The organism is Serratia sp. HMSC15F11 (assembly GCF_001808215.1).
Lineage (GTDB): Bacteria > Pseudomonadota > Gammaproteobacteria > Enterobacterales > Enterobacteriaceae > Serratia > Serratia nevei.
In genome coordinates this window covers 18754-39699 of record NZ_KV792402.1, presented here as the reverse complement: position 1 = coordinate 39699, position 20946 = coordinate 18754, and the positions used below count along the sequence as shown (strand labels likewise).

General features: G+C 63.8%; 24 protein-coding genes. 14 read left to right on the top strand and 10 right to left on the bottom strand.

Annotated elements, in window-relative coordinates; translation table 11 throughout:
* Positions 1-39 precede the first annotated feature (39 nt).
* The 3 genes from HMPREF3138_RS05815 to HMPREF3138_RS26640 all read left to right on the top strand — a co-directional run bounded on the left by HMPREF3138_RS05815 (position 40) and on the right by HMPREF3138_RS26640 (position 1519).
* Positions 40-249, top strand: coding sequence for a hypothetical protein (locus HMPREF3138_RS05815; protein WP_022580212.1), 210 nt, complete (start codon positions 40-42; stop codon positions 247-249).
* A gap of 775 nt (positions 250-1024) precedes the next feature.
* Positions 1025-1339, top strand: a complete 315-nt coding sequence (locus HMPREF3138_RS05810; protein ID WP_001273857.1) for a DUF736 domain-containing protein — start codon at positions 1025-1027, stop codon at positions 1337-1339.
* Positions 1340-1378: 39 nt separating this feature from the next.
* On the top strand, positions 1379-1519 hold the full coding sequence (locus tag HMPREF3138_RS26640) for a hypothetical protein (protein ID WP_001641504.1): 141 nt from the start codon (positions 1379-1381) through the stop codon (positions 1517-1519).
* Positions 1520-1651: 132 nt separating this feature from the next.
* On the opposite strand, the gene HMPREF3138_RS05805 is transcribed toward HMPREF3138_RS26640, so the two are convergent.
* Entirely contained in the window at positions 1652-1945 is a 294-nt protein-coding gene (locus HMPREF3138_RS05805; RefSeq protein WP_006379425.1) for a helix-turn-helix domain-containing protein, read from the bottom strand.
* Between the two features lie 287 nt (positions 1946-2232).
* On the opposite strand from HMPREF3138_RS05805, the gene HMPREF3138_RS05800 reads away from it, so the two are divergent.
* The 9 genes from HMPREF3138_RS05800 to HMPREF3138_RS05760 all read left to right on the top strand — a co-directional run bounded on the left by HMPREF3138_RS05800 (position 2233) and on the right by HMPREF3138_RS05760 (position 9691).
* Positions 2233-2580 carry a DUF2958 domain-containing protein gene (locus HMPREF3138_RS05800; protein WP_016487838.1) on the top strand — a complete coding sequence of 116 codons (348 nt, stop codon included), beginning with the start codon at positions 2233-2235 and terminating at the stop codon, positions 2578-2580.
* Between the two features lie 342 nt (positions 2581-2922).
* A complete protein-coding gene (locus HMPREF3138_RS05795) occupies positions 2923-3693 on the top strand; it encodes a DUF2285 domain-containing protein (protein ID WP_003092318.1) in 771 nt (256 codons plus the stop codon).
* 111 nt (positions 3694-3804) lie between these two features.
* The gene (locus tag HMPREF3138_RS05790) at positions 3805-4089 is read left to right on the top strand and encodes a helix-turn-helix transcriptional regulator (protein ID WP_001247107.1); all 285 of its coding nucleotides are present in this window, start codon (positions 3805-3807) and stop codon (positions 4087-4089) included.
* A 26-nt stretch (positions 4090-4115) separates the two neighbouring features.
* Positions 4116-4961, top strand: a complete 846-nt coding sequence (locus HMPREF3138_RS05785) for a replication initiator protein A (RefSeq protein ID WP_022652188.1) — start codon at positions 4116-4118, stop codon at positions 4959-4961.
* A 241-nt stretch (positions 4962-5202) separates the two neighbouring features.
* Entirely contained in the window at positions 5203-5841 is a 639-nt protein-coding gene (gene parA / locus HMPREF3138_RS05780) for a ParA family partition ATPase (RefSeq protein ID WP_003092312.1), read from the top strand.
* Complete coding sequence (locus HMPREF3138_RS05775) at positions 5838-6101, top strand: hypothetical protein (protein WP_000147048.1); 264 nt, start codon at positions 5838-5840, stop codon at positions 6099-6101. Before parA ends, HMPREF3138_RS05775 begins: the two co-directional genes overlap by 4 nt.
* The gene (locus HMPREF3138_RS05770; protein WP_023093372.1) at positions 6098-6655 is read left to right on the top strand and encodes a DUF2840 domain-containing protein; all 558 of its coding nucleotides are present in this window, start codon (positions 6098-6100) and stop codon (positions 6653-6655) included. The genes HMPREF3138_RS05775 and HMPREF3138_RS05770 overlap by 4 nt, the downstream gene beginning before the upstream one ends.
* A complete protein-coding gene (locus tag HMPREF3138_RS05765; RefSeq protein WP_003092304.1) occupies positions 6652-7239 on the top strand; it encodes a S26 family signal peptidase in 588 nt (195 codons plus the stop codon). The genes HMPREF3138_RS05770 and HMPREF3138_RS05765 overlap by 4 nt, the downstream gene beginning before the upstream one ends.
* 448 nt (positions 7240-7687) lie before the next feature.
* Entirely contained in the window at positions 7688-9691 is a 2004-nt protein-coding gene (locus tag HMPREF3138_RS05760) for a relaxase/mobilization nuclease domain-containing protein (RefSeq protein ID WP_000132148.1), read from the top strand.
* 66 nt (positions 9692-9757) lie between these two features.
* Here the strand turns inward: HMPREF3138_RS05760 and HMPREF3138_RS05755 are convergent, their stop codons facing one another.
* The 9 genes from HMPREF3138_RS05755 to HMPREF3138_RS05715 all read right to left on the bottom strand — a co-directional run bounded on the left by HMPREF3138_RS05755 (position 9758) and on the right by HMPREF3138_RS05715 (position 19440).
* On the bottom strand, positions 9758-10357 hold the full coding sequence (locus HMPREF3138_RS05755) for an ABC-type transport auxiliary lipoprotein family protein (RefSeq protein ID WP_003124411.1): 600 nt from the start codon (positions 10355-10357) through the stop codon (positions 9758-9760).
* Between the two features lie 92 nt (positions 10358-10449).
* Positions 10450-11379 carry an MlaD family protein gene (locus HMPREF3138_RS05750; RefSeq protein ID WP_000433686.1) on the bottom strand — a complete coding sequence of 310 codons (930 nt, stop codon included), beginning with the start codon at positions 11377-11379 and terminating at the stop codon, positions 10450-10452.
* 91 nt (positions 11380-11470) lie between these two features.
* The gene (locus HMPREF3138_RS05745; protein WP_023093371.1) at positions 11471-12292 is read right to left on the bottom strand and encodes an ABC transporter ATP-binding protein; all 822 of its coding nucleotides are present in this window, start codon (positions 12290-12292) and stop codon (positions 11471-11473) included.
* A complete protein-coding gene (locus tag HMPREF3138_RS05740; protein ID WP_000063629.1) occupies positions 12289-13446 on the bottom strand; it encodes an MlaE family ABC transporter permease in 1158 nt (385 codons plus the stop codon). Before HMPREF3138_RS05740 ends, HMPREF3138_RS05745 begins: the two co-directional genes overlap by 4 nt.
* The gene (locus tag HMPREF3138_RS05735) at positions 13443-14063 is read right to left on the bottom strand and encodes a DUF3313 family protein (RefSeq protein ID WP_000837791.1); all 621 of its coding nucleotides are present in this window, start codon (positions 14061-14063) and stop codon (positions 13443-13445) included. The genes HMPREF3138_RS05740 and HMPREF3138_RS05735 overlap by 4 nt, the downstream gene beginning before the upstream one ends.
* A gap of 15 nt (positions 14064-14078) precedes the next feature.
* A complete protein-coding gene (locus HMPREF3138_RS05730; RefSeq protein ID WP_038421338.1) occupies positions 14079-14426 on the bottom strand; it encodes a DMT family transporter in 348 nt (115 codons plus the stop codon).
* An 80-nt stretch (positions 14427-14506) separates the two neighbouring features.
* On the bottom strand, positions 14507-17611 hold the full coding sequence (locus HMPREF3138_RS05725; RefSeq protein ID WP_003092293.1) for an efflux RND transporter permease subunit: 3105 nt from the start codon (positions 17609-17611) through the stop codon (positions 14507-14509).
* A 24-nt stretch (positions 17612-17635) separates the two neighbouring features.
* The gene (locus HMPREF3138_RS05720; protein ID WP_223294861.1) at positions 17636-18778 is read right to left on the bottom strand and encodes an efflux RND transporter periplasmic adaptor subunit; all 1143 of its coding nucleotides are present in this window, start codon (positions 18776-18778) and stop codon (positions 17636-17638) included.
* 20 nt (positions 18779-18798) lie between these two features.
* Positions 18799-19440 (bottom strand): TetR/AcrR family transcriptional regulator, encoded by a 642-nt coding sequence (locus HMPREF3138_RS05715; RefSeq protein ID WP_070558827.1) that lies wholly within the window; start codon positions 19438-19440, stop codon positions 18799-18801.
* Positions 19441-19540: 100 nt separating this feature from the next.
* Here HMPREF3138_RS05715 and HMPREF3138_RS26975 point away from each other — a divergent pair, with 100 nt between their 5' ends.
* Both HMPREF3138_RS26975 and HMPREF3138_RS26970 read left to right on the top strand, forming a co-directional pair.
* Positions 19541-20038: a TolC family protein gene (locus HMPREF3138_RS26975; RefSeq protein WP_230122663.1), complete on the top strand. Its 498-nt coding sequence runs from the start codon at positions 19541-19543 to the stop codon at positions 20036-20038.
* Positions 20016-20912 carry a TolC family protein gene (locus tag HMPREF3138_RS26970; protein ID WP_230122661.1) on the top strand — a complete coding sequence of 299 codons (897 nt, stop codon included), beginning with the start codon at positions 20016-20018 and terminating at the stop codon, positions 20910-20912. Before HMPREF3138_RS26975 ends, HMPREF3138_RS26970 begins: the two co-directional genes overlap by 23 nt.
* Positions 20913-20946 lie beyond the last annotated feature (34 nt).

Sequence of the window (20946 nt, the reverse complement as noted above, 5' to 3'; positions counted from 1 at the left end):
CGGTTCCGGCCGGGGCGCTTCATGTTGAGGATGCCTGCCATGACCCACCAACCCGCAAACCGCCCCCGCATAGCTGCGACCTATGCCTCCGGCACGGTGCGCGCCCGCCGCTGGCACGGCGACGGCGACGTGCGCGGCTACCGTCCGCCGCGTGGCTGGACGGCCCGCGCCGACCTGACCGATCTGCATCCCCTCACGGGCCGCGCCTTGCCGCGCGCCGTGTGGTGGATCATCGAAACCAAGGAATAACGAGCCGCACCGGCCCCAAGCCGTGCCGCCTTGGGGCCGGTGGTCGAAAACTCCGGGCGCGGCGGTGGCCGCGCCCGGTTTCACTGCTCAAAGCCAAAACGCCCCATCGCCGCCTTCGGACAGGCGGCGATGGGGCCACGCACAAGGGCGCTCGTGCGCGAAATCCACGAAGCCAGCAAGTGTGGCGGCGCATCGCGCCGCCAACGATTCGACCGAGCCCCGCCGCAATGGGCGGGGCTGGTGTGGCTACGCCCCGGCTTGCTGCGGCAGGTTGCACGAAAGCGTGCCGTCCCCGACGCTGGCGGTTCGTTGTCTGTACGTCACGAAAGACGGTTCACCGACACGCCGCCCAGCCTCGCTTCTATGGAGCTTCCACACCACGCCTCAGTATGTGGCCGTGAGCTGCGGCAGGGGCGCTCTGGCCTTGTCGTCGGGGCATTGACCTGGCCCGCGTCAGGGCGCAAGCCGGTGCAGCCGTCACGCGGGGATGCCGAGTTGGCCACGTCTCCATTCGGGAGCGGGCGGCCTGTGCGTCCTTGTCTTGTTGTGAATCCTGGCGGTGGCGCGGCTGCGCCTTGTGCTTGATGGCCGCAACCTTGCAGCGAAAACAATTTCCCCTGCGCTGCGCGCATTCCTCGCGGGACAAATTCTTTTCGCTTCCAGGTTCTCCACGTTGTTGCGACCGCTGTGCGGTGCGACCAGCCCATCCCCCGCCGGCCGGATCACAACAAGGACGCACTGGCGCGACCTTGTTCAACCCGAAAGGAGAAACATCATGGCTAACATCGGCACCTTCACCGCAGAGAAAGACGGCTTCACCGGCACGCTTCGCACCCTGACGCTCAACGTCAAGGTCAAGCTGGTTCCCAACGACAAGGGCGACACCGAGAACGCCCCCGACTTCCACCTGCAAGCGGCTGGCCACGAAGTCGGCGCAGCGTGGAAGAAGACCAGCGAGGCCGGGCGGGAATACCTGTCCGTATCCATCGACGACCCTTCGTTCCCGGCGACGGTCTATGCCCGCCTGATCGAGAACGAGGACGGCACGCACGACCTGATCTGGTCGCGCAACAAGCCGAAGGCGGCCTGACAGCCGCTTACCGCGTCCCGCCCACTGCGGCGGGGCGCGATGCTGCTGATCGCAGCACCGCACGCGCAGGATTTCTGCTGCTGCCGCGTGCTGGATACGCCCGTCACGGCGGGCCTGCATGCGTGCCTTGTGGCTCGCAATCCGTGTCAACGAGCGGTGTGTGGCGTGTCGGCGCTGTAAGCGCCGCCGGGCTTTCGGGCTTCGCCCCGTGCCGGCAAGCCGTCACGGCCATCCGGCTTCAATCCCTCACGCCTTCGCGCCTGCGGCGCTGCGCGCTCCGCTTGCTGCAATTCAGTACCACACGCCAACGCGCTAAGGCGTGTCGGGCTCTTCCAATATCGCCCTGAGTTCCTGGCGCACCTGTGCCAGCAATTCATCAGCTTCGCGGGTGCTGTCACCGGCATAAGCCAATGTGAGCAGCGTGAGCGGATGCACTTCCATGACCTCGCACAGATCGGCCAGCTTCTGGATGGTTGGGCTTTTCAGGTCGCGCTCCAGCGTGCTCATGTAGGTGCGACTGGACACGTTGGAGAACGCTTCCTGGCTCAAACCACGCGCCTTCCTTACCGTCCGAATCGCCGCTGCCAATGAGTTCTTCGCTGCCACCTATGGTTTCCCCAAAAAACCAAGATGACAGCCCATTGCGCCCTATAGGACTACAATCTATAGTGTTCATTTGGTGGTGATGTTTTCCTTTTCCGTGCTTTTACGGAGATCCGCATCTGCGGATTTCCTCAGACCCAGGGAACCGCATCCGTGTCTTTCCTGACTTCCACCAATACGCCTTCGTGCCTCTCCGCTTTTGCGGCTTCGTGCGCTTGCGCATACGTGCATCCGTCCGCAGGCACAGATGCGCCTCGGCGATTGCGTGTGTTCGTGGAAGGGGCGCGGCCTTGACCACGCTTGTCACCGAGGAAGACCGGGTGCACCTACTGGCCCACGGCCTCACCCGCGCCGCAGGCCAGGAATGTGACCCGCTGCCCGTGGTGCGCCTGTTCACACCGGACGCACATGCGACCTGGCTATTGGCCGCGCTCGATCCGACCGATGGCGATACGGCCTACGGCCTGATCGACCTCGGGATCGGGATGCCTGCCCTGGCGACGGTGAAGCTGTCCGATCTGGCGTCCATCGTCGGGCCGCTCAAGCAGCCCGTGATACGAGATCGGTATTTCCAGCCGACGCGGCCGCTGTCGGAATACGTTCGACTGGCTCAGGAAAACGGTTCGATCACCGATTGACGCATTCCAGCGCGACCAGGCAAAAAGTATCGCATTGTGACTATTTCGGTCTTAGCCAAGACCTGGCAAGTCTTGATCCGCATGCTTGCACCAGGGTGGTGCGCTCCTGACCAAAACAGTCATGATGCCAGGCGCGAGATTCGGCACGGTGTTCAATGCTGCACCCCATTTCCGGGCGGTGCAGTCGTCGCATTTAGACGATTTCGGCAATGCACTGGAGCGAATCTGTCTTGACACCAGCAGTTAAAGCGTAACCCGAGTTTGATGACCACTTGATGGCGATTCGATAGCTCCCGCACAGCGGAATTGTGGCGACGTTCCCAGAAACAGGGAGGTTTCGCCATGACTGACCGCAGCAGCCAACACTGGTATCCCACGGCCGCGTATCTCTACACGCTGCACCTCGATGGCCCAGCGCTGGCTTGGGAGTATTTGCGCAGGAATCCAAGCTACCGGCGCGACTGGCTACGCCGGCGTCGCAAGCCTGATGCGGCGCAGGCCTGGGGCCTGCGCCTGCTGGAAGATCCCGGCCTGGATGCGCGCGACGCACATCCTGCTTGGTTCCCCGATCACGATGCCGTGGTGCAGCTATACCCCGACGCCGACCCACCACCCGATGCGCATACCTTCGAGTTCTGGCGCATTCCTGGGCGCAAGCAACTGACCCACGACGGCAAGCGCCTGGTGCTCGTATCGCATTGGCCAGGCTGCTGCGTTCGGCTGGCACTCGCACCCGACCTGGAAGATGGTTCGGCCTATCTCTACGCCACACGCGCCTGCGCCACGCCCTGTGCGCGCTACCGCACGCTCGCTGCGAAGCTGGATGCGCTATCTGCCGCAACCGTGGCCACGCCTGTGGCAACAGCCCGCTCCCGCCCCACGCCCGCCGCGCTGCTGGAACTGCATACCTTGCAAGCGCTCGACGCGACCCTCGCGGGAGCCTCCTTGCGCGAGGTGGGCGAAGGTCTGTTCGGCGCGGATGCCGTCGCGGCCGACTGGCACAAAGACAGTGCATTGCGTGCCCGCGTACGGCGGCTGGTACGCCGCGGCGATGAGCTGATGCACGGCGGCTACCGCCGACTAGCGCAGCTTCCAATGTTCCCGTCGCATTAGGGGGGACGTTTCTCGACCCGTGCGAATCGTCCCTTAGCAAGAAGCCTTGCTTTCTTGAGAGTGCCTCTATCCGGCCGCGTGGTGTGGCCGGGCTTGATGGAGGTACATCCCATGCGACCTGCTCCCTCGCGGCCTGCCGCCGCTGCCGTCACTGCGACCTCGCAGCCTCAACGCTACCTGACAAACGACGAAGCCGCCGACTACCTGCGGCTGTCGCCGCGCACGCTGGAGAAGCAGCGGGTGATCGGCGGCGGCCCCAAGTTCCGCAAGTTCGGCCGCCGCGTCATGTACGCGGTGTCCGACCTCGATGCCTGGGCCGACCAGCGCAGCTACGAGGCCACGTCCGATCCCGAATACGCCGAGCGCCACGCGGGCGACTACCGTGATGGCCGCTGATCGTCGGCGCGTGGGTGGCCTTCGCCATGTCCAGCCCGCCAGGGCAAGCCTTGCCGCAGCGCGAACAGCTCGATCTGTTCCGCGCGCTGCCGGGCGACATGGCGCCACGCGATTCCCAGGACTTGATGGCCTTTCCGTTCTTCTCGCTTGCCAAGTCGCGGCGCACGGCGCCGATCGACTTCCGCAGCGGGAACGTCACCATTCGCGTGGAAGGCACGCAGGAGCACGGCATCGCAACGATATGGGATGCCGACGTGCTGATATGGGCCGCCTCGCAGATCGTGGAGGCGCGCGACGCGGGCCTGCGCCCGTCGCGCTGGATACGCGCCACGCCTTACGAGATTTTGCGCTTCATCGGGCGCGGCACGTCCCTCAACGACTACCAGCGCCTGAAGGCCGCCCTCGACCGGCTGCAATCGACCACGGTGGCCACGTCCATCCGCGAAACCACGGGAAGGCGCTTGCATCGCTTCTCGTGGATCAACGAGTGGAAGGAACTCGCCGACGCCAGCGGCACCCCGCTGGGCATCGAGCTGATCTTGCCGGACTGGTTCTATGCCGGCGTGCTCGACGCCGCCCTGGTGCTGACCATCGACCCGGCCTATTTCCGCTTGAAGGGCGGTATCGAACGCTGGCTGTACCGCCTGGTGCGCAAGCATGGCGGGCGGCAGGAGCACGGCTGGCAATTCGACTTCCGACACCTGTACCGCAAATCCGGCAGCGCGGCCCGCTTCTCGGACTTCGCCTACGACGTGCGCGCCCTGGTGGCGCGGCAGTCGTTGCCCGGCTACGTCCTCGGCATCGAGCGGATGCCGGACGACAACACCGAGCTGCTGACCTTCCGGCCCGTGCCGCACGCGGCACGGGGATAACTGCGGGAGAACCTGTGGACGGCCTCGTGCTATCAGGAGTACCGGGTATCGTGCTATCAGGAGTACGACCCTCGTGCTATCAGGAGTACGAAAACGCCGGAAAGCCAACAACGGCGCGGGTTTGCGTTCCCTCTAACTTACCTAACAAGAAATACATAACTTTTAGTAGAAGCGCGCCGTTTCGGTGGACAACCACGAAACGGCACGGCCAGGCCGGCTTTCCAGCTCGGAGGGCCGCGCCATGATCTTCGCGTTTCTCAACCAGAAAGGCGGCGTCGGCAAGACCACGCTCGCCACGCACATCGCCGGCGAACTGGCGATGCGCGGCCTGCATGTCATCCTGCTGGATGCCGACCCGCAGGGGTCATCGCTCGACTGGACGCAGCGGCGTAGCCAGCAGGGCCTGCCCCGTCTGTTCAGCGCCGTGGGCCTTGCCCGCGAAACGCTGCATCAGGAAGCGCCAGAACTCGCCAGGCGGGCCGATCACATCATCATCGACGGCCCGCCGCGCATCGCCGCCCTCGCGCGTTCCGCGCTGCTGGCGGCCGAGCGCGTGCTGATCCCCGTGCAGCCCAGCCCCTACGACGTATGGGCTTCTGCCGAGATGGTCGCACTGATCCGCGAAGCACAGGTGTTCCGGCCAGCGCTGCGCGCGGCCTTCGTCATCAACCGGCGCGTCAGCACCACCATCATCGGCAGGGAGGCACGGCAATCGCTGGCCGAACAGCCGCTGCCCGCGCTGCGCTCGGAGATCCACCAGCGCATCGTCTTTGCCGACAGCGTAGCCGCTGGCCGGCTCGCCCGCGAAACCGCGCCCGACAGCGCCGCTGCCCGCGAGATCGCCGCGCTCACCGACGAACTGCTGCGGTGGCCGACATGACTGGGAAGCCACCACCACGCAGCAAGCGCGTCGGCATCGGTGCGCGTCCCCCAGCGAATCCGCACGCCGAAGCGTGGATTCGCCAGGGCGACGCAGATGCCGTGCAGAAAGGCGACCTCTACACCGCTCGACTGACGCTCGACATCACGCCCGCCATGCGGGCGCGCATCAAGGTGTCGGCCTTCACGCGAGGCGTGACCGTAGCCGAACTGCTGCGCGACCTGCTGGAGCGGGAGTTTCCCCCGGAGGGCACGCCGTGAACGCATCCGCTTCGACCGCCCACACCCCCAAAGCAAGTGCGCCCACGGCTGCGCCGCCGCCGGCGCCTTCGACACTCGCCGGCCAGGCCGGCAACGTGCCGCTGACGCGCGTGGCGCTGGCCTACATCGAACCGCGCTTCAAGCTCTACCTGCGCTTCGGCGAACCGGCGCGCACGCTCCAGCTCGACCGCTGGCGGCGCTGCGCCGTGTTCCTGCCGAACGCGGTTCTGTGCCGCATCCGTTGGCAGGCCAACGACTACGGCACGATCCGCTGGCAGCTCATGGTGATGCAGACCGCCACGCCGCTGGACGCCGTGCAGCGCATCCCCGGCGTGCAGCCGGGCGCGCGTCTGCTGCTGCACGCCGAAGGCGATGCCAACGTGCGCGCCGTGCTGGAACGCATCGACGGCATCGAGGCGCTGGGCATCGCAGCCGCAGACACATCGCCCGCGTACTGGCGCACGCTCGCGAACCGGCTCGCAGCGCGCTCGGCGCTACCCACATACACCGCAGAACGGCACGCCGCCTGGCTGGCCGGGAGGGCATTGCCATGACCACGATTTCCACGACCGGCCCCGTGCCGCATCCTCGCTCGCGCCTGCGCGCTCGCCTCGTGCTGGCAGGCTTCGCCACCGTCGGCCTCGCTGCGCTGGCCTGGGCGGCGTTCGTGCAGCCCCTGCCGCGAATGGCCTACAACCCGTCCGACAGCGTGGCGGTCGGTTGGTATCGCATCGAACCGTTCGACCCGCGCACCGCCTCGCGGCCACGTCCGCTGTCCGTGGACAGCATCGTGCTGATGCCGCTGCCCGACAGGGCCGCCATGCTGGCTGCGCAGCGCGGCTACCTGCCGACCCGCGTTCCGCTGCTCAAACGTGTGGGCGCAGTCGCGCCACAACACGTTTGCATCGTCGCCGGCCAGGTTCGCATCGACGGCGTGCCGGTGGCCGCCGCCCTGCCTGCCGACCGGCTGGGCCGGCCGCTGCCATCCTTGCAGCTTTGCCGCCGTCTCCAACCGGGCGAACTGTTCCTGTTGAGCGCGACCAACCCGGCGTCGTTCGACAGCCGCTATTTCGGGCCGGTCAGCGCGTTCGCCGTGATCGGCGTTGCGCATCCGATCTGGCTGGAGACACGTCCATGATGGCCGCCGATTCGCTGCACTTTGCCGCGCCTCTCATCGTGCCATCGGGCATGTCGTTCTACTGTTCGTCGCCGTGTCGTCGCGCGTGCAGTGCGGGTGCATTCGCACCGCACTTCGCGCTGCCTTCGGCGCAGCCGCCCAACGTGCAGGCGTCTTGCCTCGAACGCGCCTGGCCTGCGGCCATTGGCGTGTTCGCCGGCGGGCTGGCTGCTCGTGCAGCAGCGCCGCCGGGCCGCCGATGCCCGGAGCGGGAGCGAGGGGCAAAGGCGGAAGGCAAGACAAAAGGGTTCGGCACTCTGCCGCCCGCAAAGCCAGTCTGCACGTGGGGGTGGCGCGGCACGGCGCGGCTTCGCCGCCGTGCCGCGTGGGGCGCGAGGCACGCGCCGATGCAGGCATGTCCGCGTGCTTCGCACGCTCGGACACGCCGGAGCTTGCAGGGAGCACAGCCATGACCGACCGCGGCGACCATGATTTCTGGGTGCGCCCTGGCGCGCCGAAGAACCGAGGCAAAGGCCAGGGCCAGAGCTTCGTTTCCAAGGTGCTCAAGCAGGCTGGCAAGGCCAGCGGCGGCAAGTCGGCGGTGCGCCGTCCTACCGCTGGCGGGAGCGGCCAGCACGCCGGCCAGCGGCCCGGCTCACGGCTTGGACGCGGCCATACGGCGGCGCGCTTCGCAGGCGCAAAGCTGACCCCTATGTCACGGCGCGTGACCATCAAGACGCTGCTGGTCAACCAGCGCAACGCCAGTCCGCAGTCGCTCGCCAAGCACCTGCGCTACATCGAGCGCGACGGTGCCGGCCGGAACGGCGAGCCGGGCCGTGCCTACGGGCCGCAGACCGACGAAGCCGACCTCGATGCCTTCAAGGAACGCTGCCAGGACGACCGACATCATTTCCGCTTCATCGTCTCACCTGAAGACAGTGCGGAGCTGGACGACCTGCGCACCTACACCCGGCACCTGATGAACCGGATGGAGGCCGACCTGGGGACGCGGCTGGATTGGGTGGCGGTCGATCACTGGAACACCGACAACCCGCACACGCACCTGATCGTGCGCGGACGCGACGATACCGGCAAAGACCTCATCATCGCGGGCGACTACATCGCCCACGGCTTCCGCCATCGCGCCGCCGAGCTGGCGACGGAATGGCTGGGGCCGCGCACCGAACTGGAGATCCAGCAGACCTTGCAGCGCGAGGTGGAGCAAGAGCGGTGGACGAGCCTCGACCGCACGTTGCAGCGCGAGGCCGGCGAGGATGGCCGGGTGCAGATCGAACGCTTCAACGAACCCCGGCTGCAACGCCAGCGCCTGCTGCTGATCGGCCGCCTGCAACACTTGCAGCGCCTGGGCCTGGCCGACGAGGTGCAGCCCGGCACCTGGGCCGTCCATGCGGACGCGGAGAAGACCTTGCGTGCCCTGGGCGAGCGTGGCGACATCATCCGAACGATGCAGCGGGCCATGAGCGGCAAGCCTCGCGAGCTGGCGGTGTTCGAGCCGGGCGACGACGGCCGCACTATCGTCGGTCGCGTGGCTGCTAAGGGTCTGGCCGACGAGCTGCACGACCGCGGCTATCTGGTCATCGACGGGTTGGACGGCAAAGCCCACTACGTCGCGTTGGACGCCCGCGACGAGCTGGCGAACTATCCCATCGGCGCGGTGGTGGAGGTACGCGGTTCCGCCGAGGTGCGGGCGGCCGACAAGAACATCGCCACGCTGGCGAGCAATGGCCTGTACCGCACCGATCACCACCTGGCGATCGAGCAAGGCCGAGCCAAGCCCGGCCGCGACCCGCAAGAGGCTGTGGCGGCCCATATCCGCCGGCTGGAAGCCCTACGGCGGGCCGGCATCGTGGAGCGCGTGGCCGAGGGGTTATGGAAGGTGCCGGACGACTTGGCCGAGCGTGGCCGCCAGTACGACGCGCAGCGGCTGGGCGGCGTGGCGGTCGAACTGAAATCGCATCTGCCGATTGAACGGCAGGCCCGCGTCATCGGCGCGACCTGGCTGGATCAGCAGTTGATCGGCGGCGGCAAGGGACTGGGCGACCTGGGCTTTGGCGGCGATGCTAGGCAAGCCTTGCAGCAGCGCGCCGACTTCCTCGAAGAACAGGGGCTGGCCCAGCGGCGCGGGCAGCGGCTGATTCTCTCCCGGAATCTGCTGGAAACGCTGCGCAATCGGGAGCTGGCGCAGGCCGCCCAGCACATTGCCGCCGATAGCGGATTGGAGCATCGGCACGTCACAGACGGGCAGCGCGTAGCCGGCATCTACCGGCGCTCGGTCATGCTCGCCAGCGGTCGCTATGCGCTGCTCGATGACGGCATGGGATTCAGTCTGGTGCCTTGGCGGCCGATAATCGAGCCACGACTGGGGCAGCAGATCGCCGCGACTGTACGCGGCGGCGGTGTGTCATGGGAGGTTGGACGGCAAAGAGGTCCTGGGATTGGATCGGGGCCGTAGGCTGTCGTACCGAGTTAAGGTGTCGAGCAGCGTTTTGGCCCTAGCTTCTGTGCTCCGTTAAGACGACTAGTCTGTGCTTATCGACGACGCTGTGGGTGCATGGTTGCTTGCCAATTCCGGTGCAACTCGCAAACGCGCTGCCCCGACCTGAACTGCCCATTCAACGATCTGCCCGGCCAATATATCCGTGGCGACACCGAACGCGCTCACCACATCGGCCTCTCGCTTGCTGCCTGTGGCTTGGATTGCTTCGAAGCGTCTACTGGCAATAGCAGTCCGTTTGGCCGGATCGACCAGTTGCACATCGAGCCGAACCGCGGCGATCGCTTCAGTGCCGCGGTATTCGAGCTGGAACGCCCGCAGCGTACTGCGCAACTCCATATCGGCGCTCATTGGGGTGCTATCGGTAATCACGGAAGTCGACCGCCCATCGCGCATGAAGGCTTCGACGATTCGGTCACGCAGCAGCACCGGTGCGGGGTCGGCCCAACGCACTCCTTGCCAAGCCGACAAGCGACCATCGGGCTGCGCAATGAACAGCCGCTCCGAATCCAGGACGCGACTACTCTCAGGGGCGTAGACGCGCAGCGCCCCGGGTCCCGGAACGGCGCGCGGCGTACTCTCCGCCTGGGCGATGTGATAGTCGGGCAATTTGTAGGTGACCATTGGAGCTGCTTTGGGAAGCACACTGCACGCGGACAAGCCGAGTACTAGCGTCATAGTCACGGCAGCGACGGGAATCATCCTGGCGGAAGTGTTCACGGCTTGGTTTCCTCAATGTTCTCTCCACCGAGCAGGTATTGCGCCGGATTGCGATCCAGTCGGCGCAGCACGGTGTTTAGATTGGCCAGCGCCTGCTGGAGTTCGTGCATGGCAGGACCTGTGGCGGCCAAGCCCTGGTTCAGCGATTCCTGATTGTTTTGCAGTAGCGTCTCAACCCTGAAAGCGGCGCGTTCGAGGGATGCCGTTGCATCACGCGTGTTCACCATGATTTGCTTACCATCGTTATTTAGTAGCAGGTTGGCATCGCGAAGAGTGCTATTTGCTTGGCGCACGGCAGCTGTCGATTCTCTGCTTGCTTCGGTCAGATTGCTGATTAACGTCGCGATCTCGGCCCTCTGGTCAGCGACCGCGCCCGTGGTCTGTTCAAGATTCACCAGACTGCGGTGCACAAGAGCCAAATTCTCCTTCGACAGTAACTCCTGCGTGCGCAGCAAGATGCCGTTGAGTGTCGTCATGCTGTTCCCCTCACCGGAGACCAGGGATGCCATCGCCGAACGTGGTGCGAGGATCAACGGTTCCTCGTCCTCTCTCCGATCCAGCAATGGCACGTTTGGCCCACCGTCGCTCAACTCGATCACCGCGTTGCCGGTAATTCCCGTGATGACCAATTCAGCGCGGGTATCCTGCCGGACCGGGATGGTGGCATTGATGCGTACGCGCGCTATCGCCCGCCTTGGGTCTCGCGGTGAAAGAGAAAGTGCAACGACTTCGCCAATCGTGATTCCGCTGTACTGAACCTGGCTGCCGGGCGTAAGCCCGGTCACTGGCTCATCGAACATAATCCGGTAATACTGGTAATCGTGGTCGGAACGTGTGTCGCTGAGCCAAAGCGCGAAGCCAATACCAATCGCACCGAGCAGCACGACGAACAGACCAATGAATACATGATGGGCACGTGGTTCCATGATCAGACCACCTCGTTCTCAGAGTTTAAATATTGCGTGCGCCCAGCCCAATGCGTGCGCGACGGAAGAATGATGCAGATGCGGAGGGGTTTCATGGCTGCGTCTCTTGGCTGGAAGCACCAGTGGCCTGTGCGGCCGCACGGCCACGGGGGCCGTGAAAGTATTCCTGTATCCACGGGTGCTTGAAGCGCTCGACTGCCTCGATGCCGTCGTTGATGAGTACCTTCTGGTTCGCCAGGACCGCGACACGGTCGCATATGGTGTACAGCGTATCGAGGTCGTGGGTTACCAGAAACACCGTGAGGCCCAGTGCATTGCGCAGGGTCAGAATCAATTGGTCGAAAGATGCAGCCCCGATTGGATCCAGTCCTGCGGTGGGTTCGTCAAGAAACAGGATGTTCGCATCAAGCGCCAAGGCTCTCGCCAGTGCTGCTCGTTTCACCATGCCTCCGGACAACGAGGCCGGATACTTGTCTCCCGCTCCGGCAGGCAACCCCACCAAGCCCAGCTTGCTTCTTGCCAAACGCTCGGCAAGAGGCCGCGCCAGACCGACATGCTCGATCAAAGGAAGAGCGACGTTCTCCAAGACGGTCAGCGATGAATACAACGCGCCCTTCTGGAACAGAATGCCGAACCTTCGCTCCATACGCGCGCGCGCAAGCCATTGGGCTCGCAGTAGGTCGCGCCCCCCGATACGGACCACGCCCGAATGCGGCTTCTGCAGCCCGACGACGCTACGCAAGAGCACGGATTTCCCGGTGCCTGACCCTCCCACCACGCCAAGGATTTCCCCGCGCCGCACGTCCAGGTCTAGGTCCTGATGGACCTGCTGGGTTCCAAACCTGTTGTCCAGGCCGCGCACTTCAATAGCGTGTCGCACACCGTTGTCGGTGTCTTGCTTCACCGCGCTCACCAGCCCATCTCCATGAAGAACAGTGCAGCGATGGCGTCTATCAGGATCACCATGAAGATTGATTGCACGACACTAGACGTCGTGTGGTCGCCTACCGACTCAGCGCTACCGGCGACCTTGAACCCTTCATGGCAGCCGATAGCGGCGATCATCACCGCGAAGAGCGGGGACTTGCTCATTCCGACAAGAAAATGGCGCACCTCGATTTTTTCCTGCACGATGGCAAGGAACTGTGCGGGAGGAATTTCCAAGCTCAGTGCGCATACGGTGGCGCCGCCCGCAATGCCAGCCAAGATGCCTACTAAGGTGAGCAGTGGCAAGGACACAAGAAGCGCCAGCACGCGTGGCAGCACCAGTAACTCGATGGGGTCGAGCGCGTTGGAGCGAAGCGCATCGATCTCTTCATTTGCCTTCATCGAACCGATTTGGGCGGTGTACGCGCTTGCGGTACGGCCTGCAATCAATATGGCCGGGAGCAGCACTCCGAACTCGCGCATGAACGAGAAGGCGACCAGATGCACCGAGAAGATGCTCGCACCGAAGTTGGCCAGCACCGTTGCTCCCAGGAACGCCACCACCATTCCTACCATGAAGCTCAGTAGCGCCACGATGGGAATGGCGTCCACCGCTGATCGCTGGATTTGAGCGATCACCGAGGTCGCGCGCCAGCGACGCGGGTGACGAACGGTACGGCTCCATGTTTCGATGATCTGGCCCACGAACCCGGCCAGACCAAGACACGCACGACAGCCCTGTTCCAAGGTCAGGCCTATGCGTCCCAGACCGCGGAGCAGAGGATTCCCGCTCACCGCTGCTTTCTCCGTCTTCTGCTGATCGGTAGCAGCGGCGGCCAGCGCTCTCATTAGGGCGAGGCGATCCGAGGACAGATTTGGAGCTGCCTCCGGCCGGTCGAGTATCGAGTCTGGCCCGAGAATTTCCACCAGCAGAGCCGCGCCGGCGGTGTCCAGTCTCTGGACTTGCGTCCAGTCGAGTAAGGGAGTGGCGTACCCCTCGGCATGACTGATGCGGGCGGCGGACACGGATTTTGCCAGACTGGCGTAGTGCTCTATCGTCCAGTCGCCACCCGCCAGCCATTTGTGATCACCGCCGACCATGGCATCCTGCCGGAGCCAAGCCTGTGAAGCGTTGCTCATGGCTGCGTGTCCCGCCAAGCGCTGTCGATGCGCTCGATGCAGTTCGTGATCGCCGCTTTGGCATGACCCAGCAATGTGTACGAACCGGCGAACTCTTTAATGACGTTGCCGCGCTCGAAGCAACTGGCGGCAGCAACCCGGCGTCCCGTCCTTAAATCGACTGCTTCGAACTCTAGGCTGGCACCACCCGTCGTCACGGGTCCAACCAGCAGGGTCGTCATTGCATTGACTGCCCGATTCGGTGTCTGCAGTTCGGTGACCGCTACACGCACCCGAACCTGTCCCGCGCCACCTGGGGGGGCGGGACTTTTGCCTTCCTGGCGTTTCAGTTCGCTCGTCACATGGTCTAGCACTTCGCGCTGCTGCGCGTCATCGAGCCCATCGATGCGACCCGAGGCGGTCTTGATCTGCGCTTCTTCCACCACGACAGCGGCATAACGCTTGGGCTCGAATCCCGCTGCGCGGTACATCAGTACGTTCTCGTATCGTGTCGGCGATAACTTCTCGTAGTCGCCGAGAAATCCGGAGCGCGTCATGCTGTTGGTCGCGCATCCAGAGAGCGCGCCTGCTACGCAAAAAAAGATGCCGCCGCGGATCAATGCAGTTTTGCTCTTCATAATGGGTCTCCTTGATCAAACGAAACTAAGACAGGCAATGCCTGCTGCGATGAGGGCGGTGCCAGACCAGCGCGTTACCGATGCGACATCGCCTAGTAGGAGGGCGCCGACGCCCAAGTTTCCAAGTAGCCCGATTCCTGCCCAGGCTGCAGAGGCCGCGCTGATCGGAATCCGCTTGAGCGCGAACCACAAAAGTGCGCCGCTGGCCGCCATGCACGTCACTGCCACACAGAGGCCGACCCAGCGCATCGGACCGCCCGCCGTGATGGCCCGCAGGCCCAGTGGATAGCCCGCTCCTAGAACCCCTGCGGCAATGACAATCGACCAGGATTTCCAGATCAGCGGATGGGTGCTGAATCGCATAAGCCTAGCGAGACATACGCATGAAGCGTGGGTGCATACGAATTCTGAGAATGCGCAGCACGCGGCGGCTCGCAAGAGACTCATGAGCGATCTCCATGCGCGGTGGCGACACTCAGGTTCCACGGCCCAATTCGCTTGATTCCAAACAGGACTTCGTAAAGCAGCGGAATCAAGCCCAACGTCACCAGCGTTCCGAGTGCCAGCCCACCGATCATCGCGATCGCCATCCCTTTCCATAATGGTCCGGAGAAGAGCATGAGTGGCACCAGTCCCGAAATGCAGGTGACCTTGGTCATCACGATTGGACGAAGCCGTTGTATCGCGGCCCCAACCAAGGCTTCATGGCGTGGCAGGCCTTCCGCTAGCCCCTGGTCGATGCGTTCCAGCAAGAGCACGGCGTTGTTGACAATGATCCCGAACAGGGCCAGTACGCCGAAGGTCGCCATGAAGCTGAAAGGTGTGCCGGTCAGCTTCAGAGCCAATACCACGCCGATAAGCGTGAAAGGGATCGTCGCGAGGATCACACCGAGCTTGCGGAAAGAATTGAACTGCCATACGAACAGCATCAGCATCGCCAGAAATGCGAGGGGCATGTAGGTCGACAGCGCGGCGTTCGATTCGGCGGCTTCCTCGATCTCGCCGCCAAGTTCAACCGAGTAGCCCGCGGGCAGGTCCAGGGCAGCGACGCTAGGCGCCAGGCGGTTGATGATCTCCTGGGCGGTGTAAGAGGTGTTCTGTCCTTGCACGGTGATCGTGCGGATGAGATTGCGCCGTTGGATGACCGAGGGCTCGCTCGCGAGCGATACGTCTGCGACCTGAGCCAGCGTCACCGCTGGACCGCCGTTGGTGGGATAGATGAGCGTCGCGCCTACGTCTGCCGTGCTGCGACGCTCGCTTACGATACTGCGCAGGACGATCGGGACGGAGGTGTCACCGTCGCGAATAACCGAGATCGATCTGCCGCTGTAGCGGACATCCAGCCCGCCAGCGATGTCTTCAGTCGTCACGCCCGCCCGACGCGCGCGGTCCTGGTCGACCCGTACGTCGATGCGGCCAACGCGCGTATCCCAATCGTTCTTGACGTTGATGGTGCCGGGCAGCTTGCGCAGCGCTGCTTCGATTTTGGACGCGGCCCCCAACAATACCTCCTCATCCGGACCGCTGACGCGATAAATGGCAGTCCCTGACTCGGTCGCACCGAGCGAGAAACGCTTGGGCTCGGCGCGCACGTCGCCATGTGCTTGCGCAAAGTAGCTGCGGGTGCGGGCGAGGACGGCGTCGATGTCGCTCTTCGGCTTCAATGTGACAACGAAGTACGCGATGTTCGATGCCGGCAGTGGTGGATTCAGGCTAAGGATGAAGCGCGGGCCACCATCGGCGACGTAGCCGATGTGATCGGAGACTTCTGGATTGATGTTCGTGTCGCCCAGCCAACCACTGATCTGCTTCACGCGGGCGAGCGTTTCGCGCGAGTCGGTACCGGGGGCGAGCTGCACCGGAATCTGGAACTGAAGCCGGTCGGACTTGGGCATGAAATCGTACGGCAGGGTGGTGAAGCCATACAGCGCAATGGCAAGCGCCGCGATCATCGACGCTACATAGACCGCCTTATGGTGGAGCACCCACTCCAGTACGCGCCGGTAGCCACGGTAGAAGCGGGTGTCATAGGCGTCGCCCTGCTCCTGCTTGTGATGGGGTTTGGCGAAGTGGTAGCACAATAGGGGCGTGACAGTCAGGCACAGCAGCCACGAAGCGAACAACGTCAGTGCCAGCACGACCACGAGATTGTGCAGATACTCGCTCGTGGCGTTCTGGCCAAAAAAGAACGGCGAGAACACGATCACGATCACGAGCGAGGACGTGAGCAGCGGAATGGCGAGCGTGCGGCCCGCCTCGAGGCAGGCATGCTTACGATCTTCGCCACCGGCCAGGCGGCGTTCGATGTCTTCGGCAATCACAATGCCGTTGTCCACCAACAAGCCGAGCGCAATGATGATGGCGCCCATCGAGACGTTCTGAAGCTCGATGTTCATCGCGCGCATGACGATGAGTGCACTGAGGATCGTCAACGGCACGATCATGCCCACGATGATCCCGGTGCGCCAACCGAGAAATAGCACGACGACACCGAGGACGACGATGATCGTCTCCATCATGACGTGGTTCATTTTGCCCATCTCGTGCTTGACGACATCGGCCTGGAAAGTGACGTATGACAGATCGAAACCCGCCGGCAGCAGCTTCTCCTGGTCTGCAACCCGTGCTTTGAGCGCTTTTCCGAACTGCTCCACGTTCTGACCGGAGGCCATCGAAACCGCCATGACGACAGCGGGCTGGCCTTTGTAGATGGCAGCAGATTCCGGCGGATCGGCTGGCCGCACACTCACCTGCGCCAGTTCACCCAATGCGATCGTCGGCACGGGCGCCGTACTACTTTGCGGTCGTGGCAGCGCGATCGGCATTGCTCGCAGGGAGGGAGCGTCACGCACTTCGCCACTGACCGCCAAGGTTGCATTGATGCCGCCGACAACAATTTGTCCACCCGAAGCGACGACGTTCTGTTTGACGAGTTGGTCGATCACCCCCTGTGGTGTCAGCTCCAATCGCGCGAGCCTAGGCCGATCGAATTCGAGATAGACGCGCTCTTCCTGCAGGCCGTAGAAAGTGATGCGCTCAATACCAGGCACGGTGTACAGGCGGTCGCGCATCTGCTTGAGCGCGACGCGCATCTCGCTCATGGAGTAACCTGGTGCAGTGACCGCAATCGAGGCAACCGCGACGCGGCCGAAGTCTTCGTCGACGAAAGGCCCCATCGTGCTCTGTGGTAAGGCATCCTTCGAATCGGCGACCTTGGCCCGGACGCGCTGCCAGATCGGTGCCAAGTCGGTGTAGCGGTCCCAGATCGTGACCTGGATCATGGCGCTGCCTGCGCGCACGGTGCTCGTCACGCGCTTGACCTCTGCCAGTTCGCGCAAGCGCTCCTCGATCGGCCGGGCAATGAGTTGCTCAACGCGTTCGGCGGGCAGCCCCGGGTTCAACGCCGTGACCATCGCATCGCGGACCGTGACAGTCGGCTCCTCCTGAGAAGGAAAATTCAGGAAGGTCGCGATGCCGGCGACGAAAATGATGAGCGCTACAAAGTAGGTAAGTCGACTGGCGCGCAGCGCCATCTCGGTGATCTTCATGATGAAGTAACCTGGTGGATCGCGTTAGCGCTTGGTCAATTGAGTGGTGGCTTCCAGTGGTGTCACTGGCTGTCCATCGGTGAGCCATCCTCCTCCGGCGGCAACCACCGTCTCGCCGGGCTTGAGTCCAGCGAGGACGCGCGCGCTGTCTCCTTCCTGTACCGGCGTGAAGCGCACCGCGCGACGGTGCACCTTCTTATCTTCAGGGGTGTAGACGAAGACGGAAGCCTCGCCCGGCTTCGTGCCGAGCACCAGCGAGGCATAAGGTATGGATACAGTCTCGGGCCGAGAGGTCTTGGAGGTTGCCGCAGGTGCGTCGAGCACGACCTGTACGGGAATACCTGGCCGAAGTGCGCGCGCTTGCGCGTTATCTTCAGGCACTAGCACCACGGGTAGGAGCGAGCCATTTTCGGCGCGCAGACCGACACGACGTACCACCGCTCGGATTGGTTGTTCGGCTCCGCTCCAGCTCAGTTCTGCGCGTTGGCCGACATCTATGTGAGGTGCCTGTGTAGTAGACGCGTTCGCGATGATCTCAGTGCCACTGCGCACGCCGTCGACCTGAAATACCGGCGCACCAGCAGCAATGTCGGTGAACGCCAAAGCCAGCTTTTCCGCCACGACACCATCGAAAGGAGCGACGATCATCGTGCCACGTTGTGCTCGTTCGGCCAGGCCAAGCGCCGCCTTGGCAGTGCGCGCTTGACCCTCTGCGACCGCTAGCTGCGCCTTCGCGCTCTCGAACGCAGCAGGGGAGATGACTTCGCTTTCGAGCAACCGGCGCTGTTGATCTGTCTGTACACGTCGATCCATCAGGCCGGCTTCGGCGGCCGCCAGGGATGCTTGCGCTTGTGTCACGCGAAGCCGGTCAGGTTGCGCATCAAGTTCTGCCAGGACTTGGCCGCGGGAGAACCGTTCACCCACGTCGACGTTCAACTTGGCGATCCGTCCTCCTGTTTCAAATCCTAGGATGCTGCGCTCGGTTGCTCGCGCCGAGCCAGTCAATTCGATGCGAGAGCTATGCGGGAGATCCGACTGCGCGGCGGCGAGCTTCACTGCGCGCGGAGGCTCGGATACGGTGGATTGCGAGTTTCCGCACCCTGAGAGCAGAGTCGAAATGGATAGTGTGCAAGCAACCGCCAAGGAGCGCGGTGCGCACGCGGTCATGACACCGCTACGGACGCGACTCATGTGCGTCCTTTTGCCGGGACAAGTTCGAGATGGCCCGAGGCGAGATCCTGGAGCGCCCGAAAGAAATGCCGCCGCTCTGCGGGTGCGAGTATTGGCAAACCCAGAAGATCGGCGAACAGGGCGCCATCCAATGCCAGCATGATGAGTGCCGCGGTCTCGGTGCCACGCGGGGATCGACGCACGCGTTCGTACTGCACGCGGTACCACTCGCGCAGTGGGTCGAGAAGTGTTGGATCTTCCGCAGCTGCCGCGAGCAGCGCTGCGCCCATCTTCTGCATCTCGTCGTCGGGCATCGCTTCCACCTGGCTCGACAGCCAGGGGTCCGGATCTCCGGCAAACCTGCGCTCGTGATTGGCTTGTACCGCGTCGAACGCCCGGATCATCTCGTCGATCAGTGTCACGAACAAATCGCGTTTGGTCTTGAAGTGATAGAGAAACGCCCCTTTGCTCAACCCGGCCCGCACAACGACGGCGTCCAGTGTCAAGCGACTGGCACTTTCCTCCAGCACCAGTTCGCGGGCGGCCTGCAGGATGCGGTCGCGAGTTCGCTGGGCTCCTTGCTGGAGGCCGGGCTGCGCATCGGCGCTGCTATGGGCAGTGGACGGGGGGGGCAACTTTGTTTTCGCGCGGGGCGGCATGGTCGTGCTCCAAAAAAGCTTGAGTCATATACAGTCCAGACGGTATAGTAGAAGCCATACAACAGTCCGTCAAGACTTTTTCGGAACGCAAGGAGCTGCCATGTCTCAAATTCTTGAACGCTATCGCCTCATTGCCATGATTTCTCCGCTACTGCTTCTTGCGGCCTGCAGCCATGCCCCGCACTCTGCCGATCCACCTCGCCTGGATGTACCGGCCCATTTCTCAAATGAAGAGGGAGGTGAAGGCATCTTGGACAAATCGTCCCGCCGTACTCTTCCCGTCGATTGGTGGACGGCCTACGGCGATCCGCACCTCAATGCCTTGGTCCGGGCGGCGCTGGAGCGCAATACCGAACTGACGATTGCGCGAGCGCGCGTGGACGAGGCATCGGCCGCCACGCGGCGAGCACGGGCCTCCCTGCTCCCCTCGTTGTCCGCGGGCACGCAGGCAACTCGAGGACGCGACTATTCAGAGAACGTTGCAATCGGCAATGATGGCCGCGCCACGTTGTCCGCATCGTGGGAGGCAGACCTGTCGGGACGGCTTTCGCAGGCAGCAGAAGGTGCGCGCCTGGATGCGGTGGCAGGTCGCGTTTGAAACAGTGTCGGCGGCTGTGCAGCAGCGCCAAGCCAGTGAGCTCGAAGCGCTAGCCGCGGCGCGGCTGGCATCCGCAGAACGACTCGTCTTGCTGATGCAACGGAAGTTCGAGGCCGGACAAGCTACCGGCTTCGACATCGAGCGTACCCGCGCCGGCGTCGTCGCACTGCGCGTGGAGCAAGAGCAACTGCGGCGTGCGCGCGGCGAGGCGACGCATGCACTCGATGTACTAGTGGGACAAACGCCCGGAGCGCCTGCAGCTTCCCCAACTCTTGCGTCGCTCGCCGTCCCGGACTGGACACCGACACGCATACCTGCGGACCTGCTGAGTGAGCGGCCCGACGTGCGCGCCGCCGAAGCGAAGTTCGCCGCCGAAACCGCGCGCTGGAACGCAGCCGAAGGCGAACGCTTCCCCAGGCTGGTGTTGGACCTGAGCGGCGGACGGCAGCGCGTAGAGAGTGTGGGAACCCGCATCACTGGAAACATTTTTTCACTTGGGGCCGGGGTGTCGTTGCCGATCTTCGATGGTGGCGCGATCCGTGCCGGCATCGAGACCGGAGAGGCGCGCAGCCGAGCTGCCCGTGCGGAGTTCGAGCGCACTTTGTTGAGTGCTTTGCAGGACGTAGAGAACGCATATCTCGGTTGGCATACGCAGCACGCAGCACTGGAGCATCAGGCCGAGGGTGTCGCAGTCGCGGAGCGTCAGCTCGATCGCAGCCGACGTCTGTTCGAGGCGGGACAAGTGGACGCCACGGTGGTGGCCGAGGCTGAGGCCGGGGTGCTGTCAGCGCAGGCTTCGCTGATCCGCACGCGGGCCGAGACAGCCATGCAATGGGGCGTCCTGGCAAAAGCATTATCCGGCTCTCCTGTTTGATCGCAGAAACATGCTGGAGCAGCTTGCGAAGGCT

What these genes read in the sequence shown, in the direction of transcription:
- HMPREF3138_RS05735 (WP_000837791.1), bottom strand. Translation starts at nt 14,063, where the DNA reads ATGAAGAGCAAAACTGCATTGATCCGCGGCGGCATCTTTTTTTGCGTA.
- parA (WP_003092312.1), top strand. Translation starts at nt 5,203, where the DNA reads ATGATCTTCGCGTTTCTCAACCAGAAAGGCGGCGTCGGCAAGACCACG.
- HMPREF3138_RS05755 (WP_003124411.1), bottom strand. Translation starts at nt 10,357, where the DNA reads ATGGTCACCTACAAATTGCCCGACTATCACATCGCCCAGGCGGAGAGT.
- HMPREF3138_RS05785 (WP_022652188.1), top strand. Translation starts at nt 4,116, where the DNA reads ATGTCCAGCCCGCCAGGGCAAGCCTTGCCGCAGCGCGAACAGCTCGAT.
- HMPREF3138_RS26640 (WP_001641504.1), top strand. Translation starts at nt 1,379, where the DNA reads ATGCTGCTGATCGCAGCACCGCACGCGCAGGATTTCTGCTGCTGCCGC.
- HMPREF3138_RS05810 (WP_001273857.1), top strand. Translation starts at nt 1,025, where the DNA reads ATGGCTAACATCGGCACCTTCACCGCAGAGAAAGACGGCTTCACCGGC.
- HMPREF3138_RS05720 (WP_223294861.1), bottom strand. Translation starts at nt 18,778, where the DNA reads ATGACCGCGTGCGCACCGCGCTCCTTGGCGGTTGCTTGCACACTATCC.
- HMPREF3138_RS05715 (WP_070558827.1), bottom strand. Translation starts at nt 19,440, where the DNA reads ATGCCGCCCCGCGCGAAAACAAAGTTGCCCCCCCCGTCCACTGCCCAT.
- HMPREF3138_RS26970 (WP_230122661.1), top strand. Translation starts at nt 20,016, where the DNA reads ATGCGGTGGCAGGTCGCGTTTGAAACAGTGTCGGCGGCTGTGCAGCAG.
- HMPREF3138_RS05775 (WP_000147048.1), top strand. Translation starts at nt 5,838, where the DNA reads ATGACTGGGAAGCCACCACCACGCAGCAAGCGCGTCGGCATCGGTGCG.
- HMPREF3138_RS05740 (WP_000063629.1), bottom strand. Translation starts at nt 13,446, where the DNA reads ATGAGCAACGCTTCACAGGCTTGGCTCCGGCAGGATGCCATGGTCGGC.
- HMPREF3138_RS05790 (WP_001247107.1), top strand. Translation starts at nt 3,805, where the DNA reads ATGCGACCTGCTCCCTCGCGGCCTGCCGCCGCTGCCGTCACTGCGACC.
- HMPREF3138_RS05750 (WP_000433686.1), bottom strand. Translation starts at nt 11,379, where the DNA reads ATGGAACCACGTGCCCATCATGTATTCATTGGTCTGTTCGTCGTGCTG.
- HMPREF3138_RS05795 (WP_003092318.1), top strand. Translation starts at nt 2,923, where the DNA reads ATGACTGACCGCAGCAGCCAACACTGGTATCCCACGGCCGCGTATCTC.
- HMPREF3138_RS05760 (WP_000132148.1), top strand. Translation starts at nt 7,688, where the DNA reads ATGACCGACCGCGGCGACCATGATTTCTGGGTGCGCCCTGGCGCGCCG.
- HMPREF3138_RS05725 (WP_003092293.1), bottom strand. Translation starts at nt 17,611, where the DNA reads ATGAAGATCACCGAGATGGCGCTGCGCGCCAGTCGACTTACCTACTTT.
- HMPREF3138_RS05730 (WP_038421338.1), bottom strand. Translation starts at nt 14,426, where the DNA reads ATGCGATTCAGCACCCATCCGCTGATCTGGAAATCCTGGTCGATTGTC.
- HMPREF3138_RS05765 (WP_003092304.1), top strand. Translation starts at nt 6,652, where the DNA reads ATGACCACGATTTCCACGACCGGCCCCGTGCCGCATCCTCGCTCGCGC.
- HMPREF3138_RS05815 (WP_022580212.1), top strand. Translation starts at nt 40, where the DNA reads ATGACCCACCAACCCGCAAACCGCCCCCGCATAGCTGCGACCTATGCC.
- HMPREF3138_RS26975 (WP_230122663.1), top strand. Translation starts at nt 19,541, where the DNA reads ATGTCTCAAATTCTTGAACGCTATCGCCTCATTGCCATGATTTCTCCG.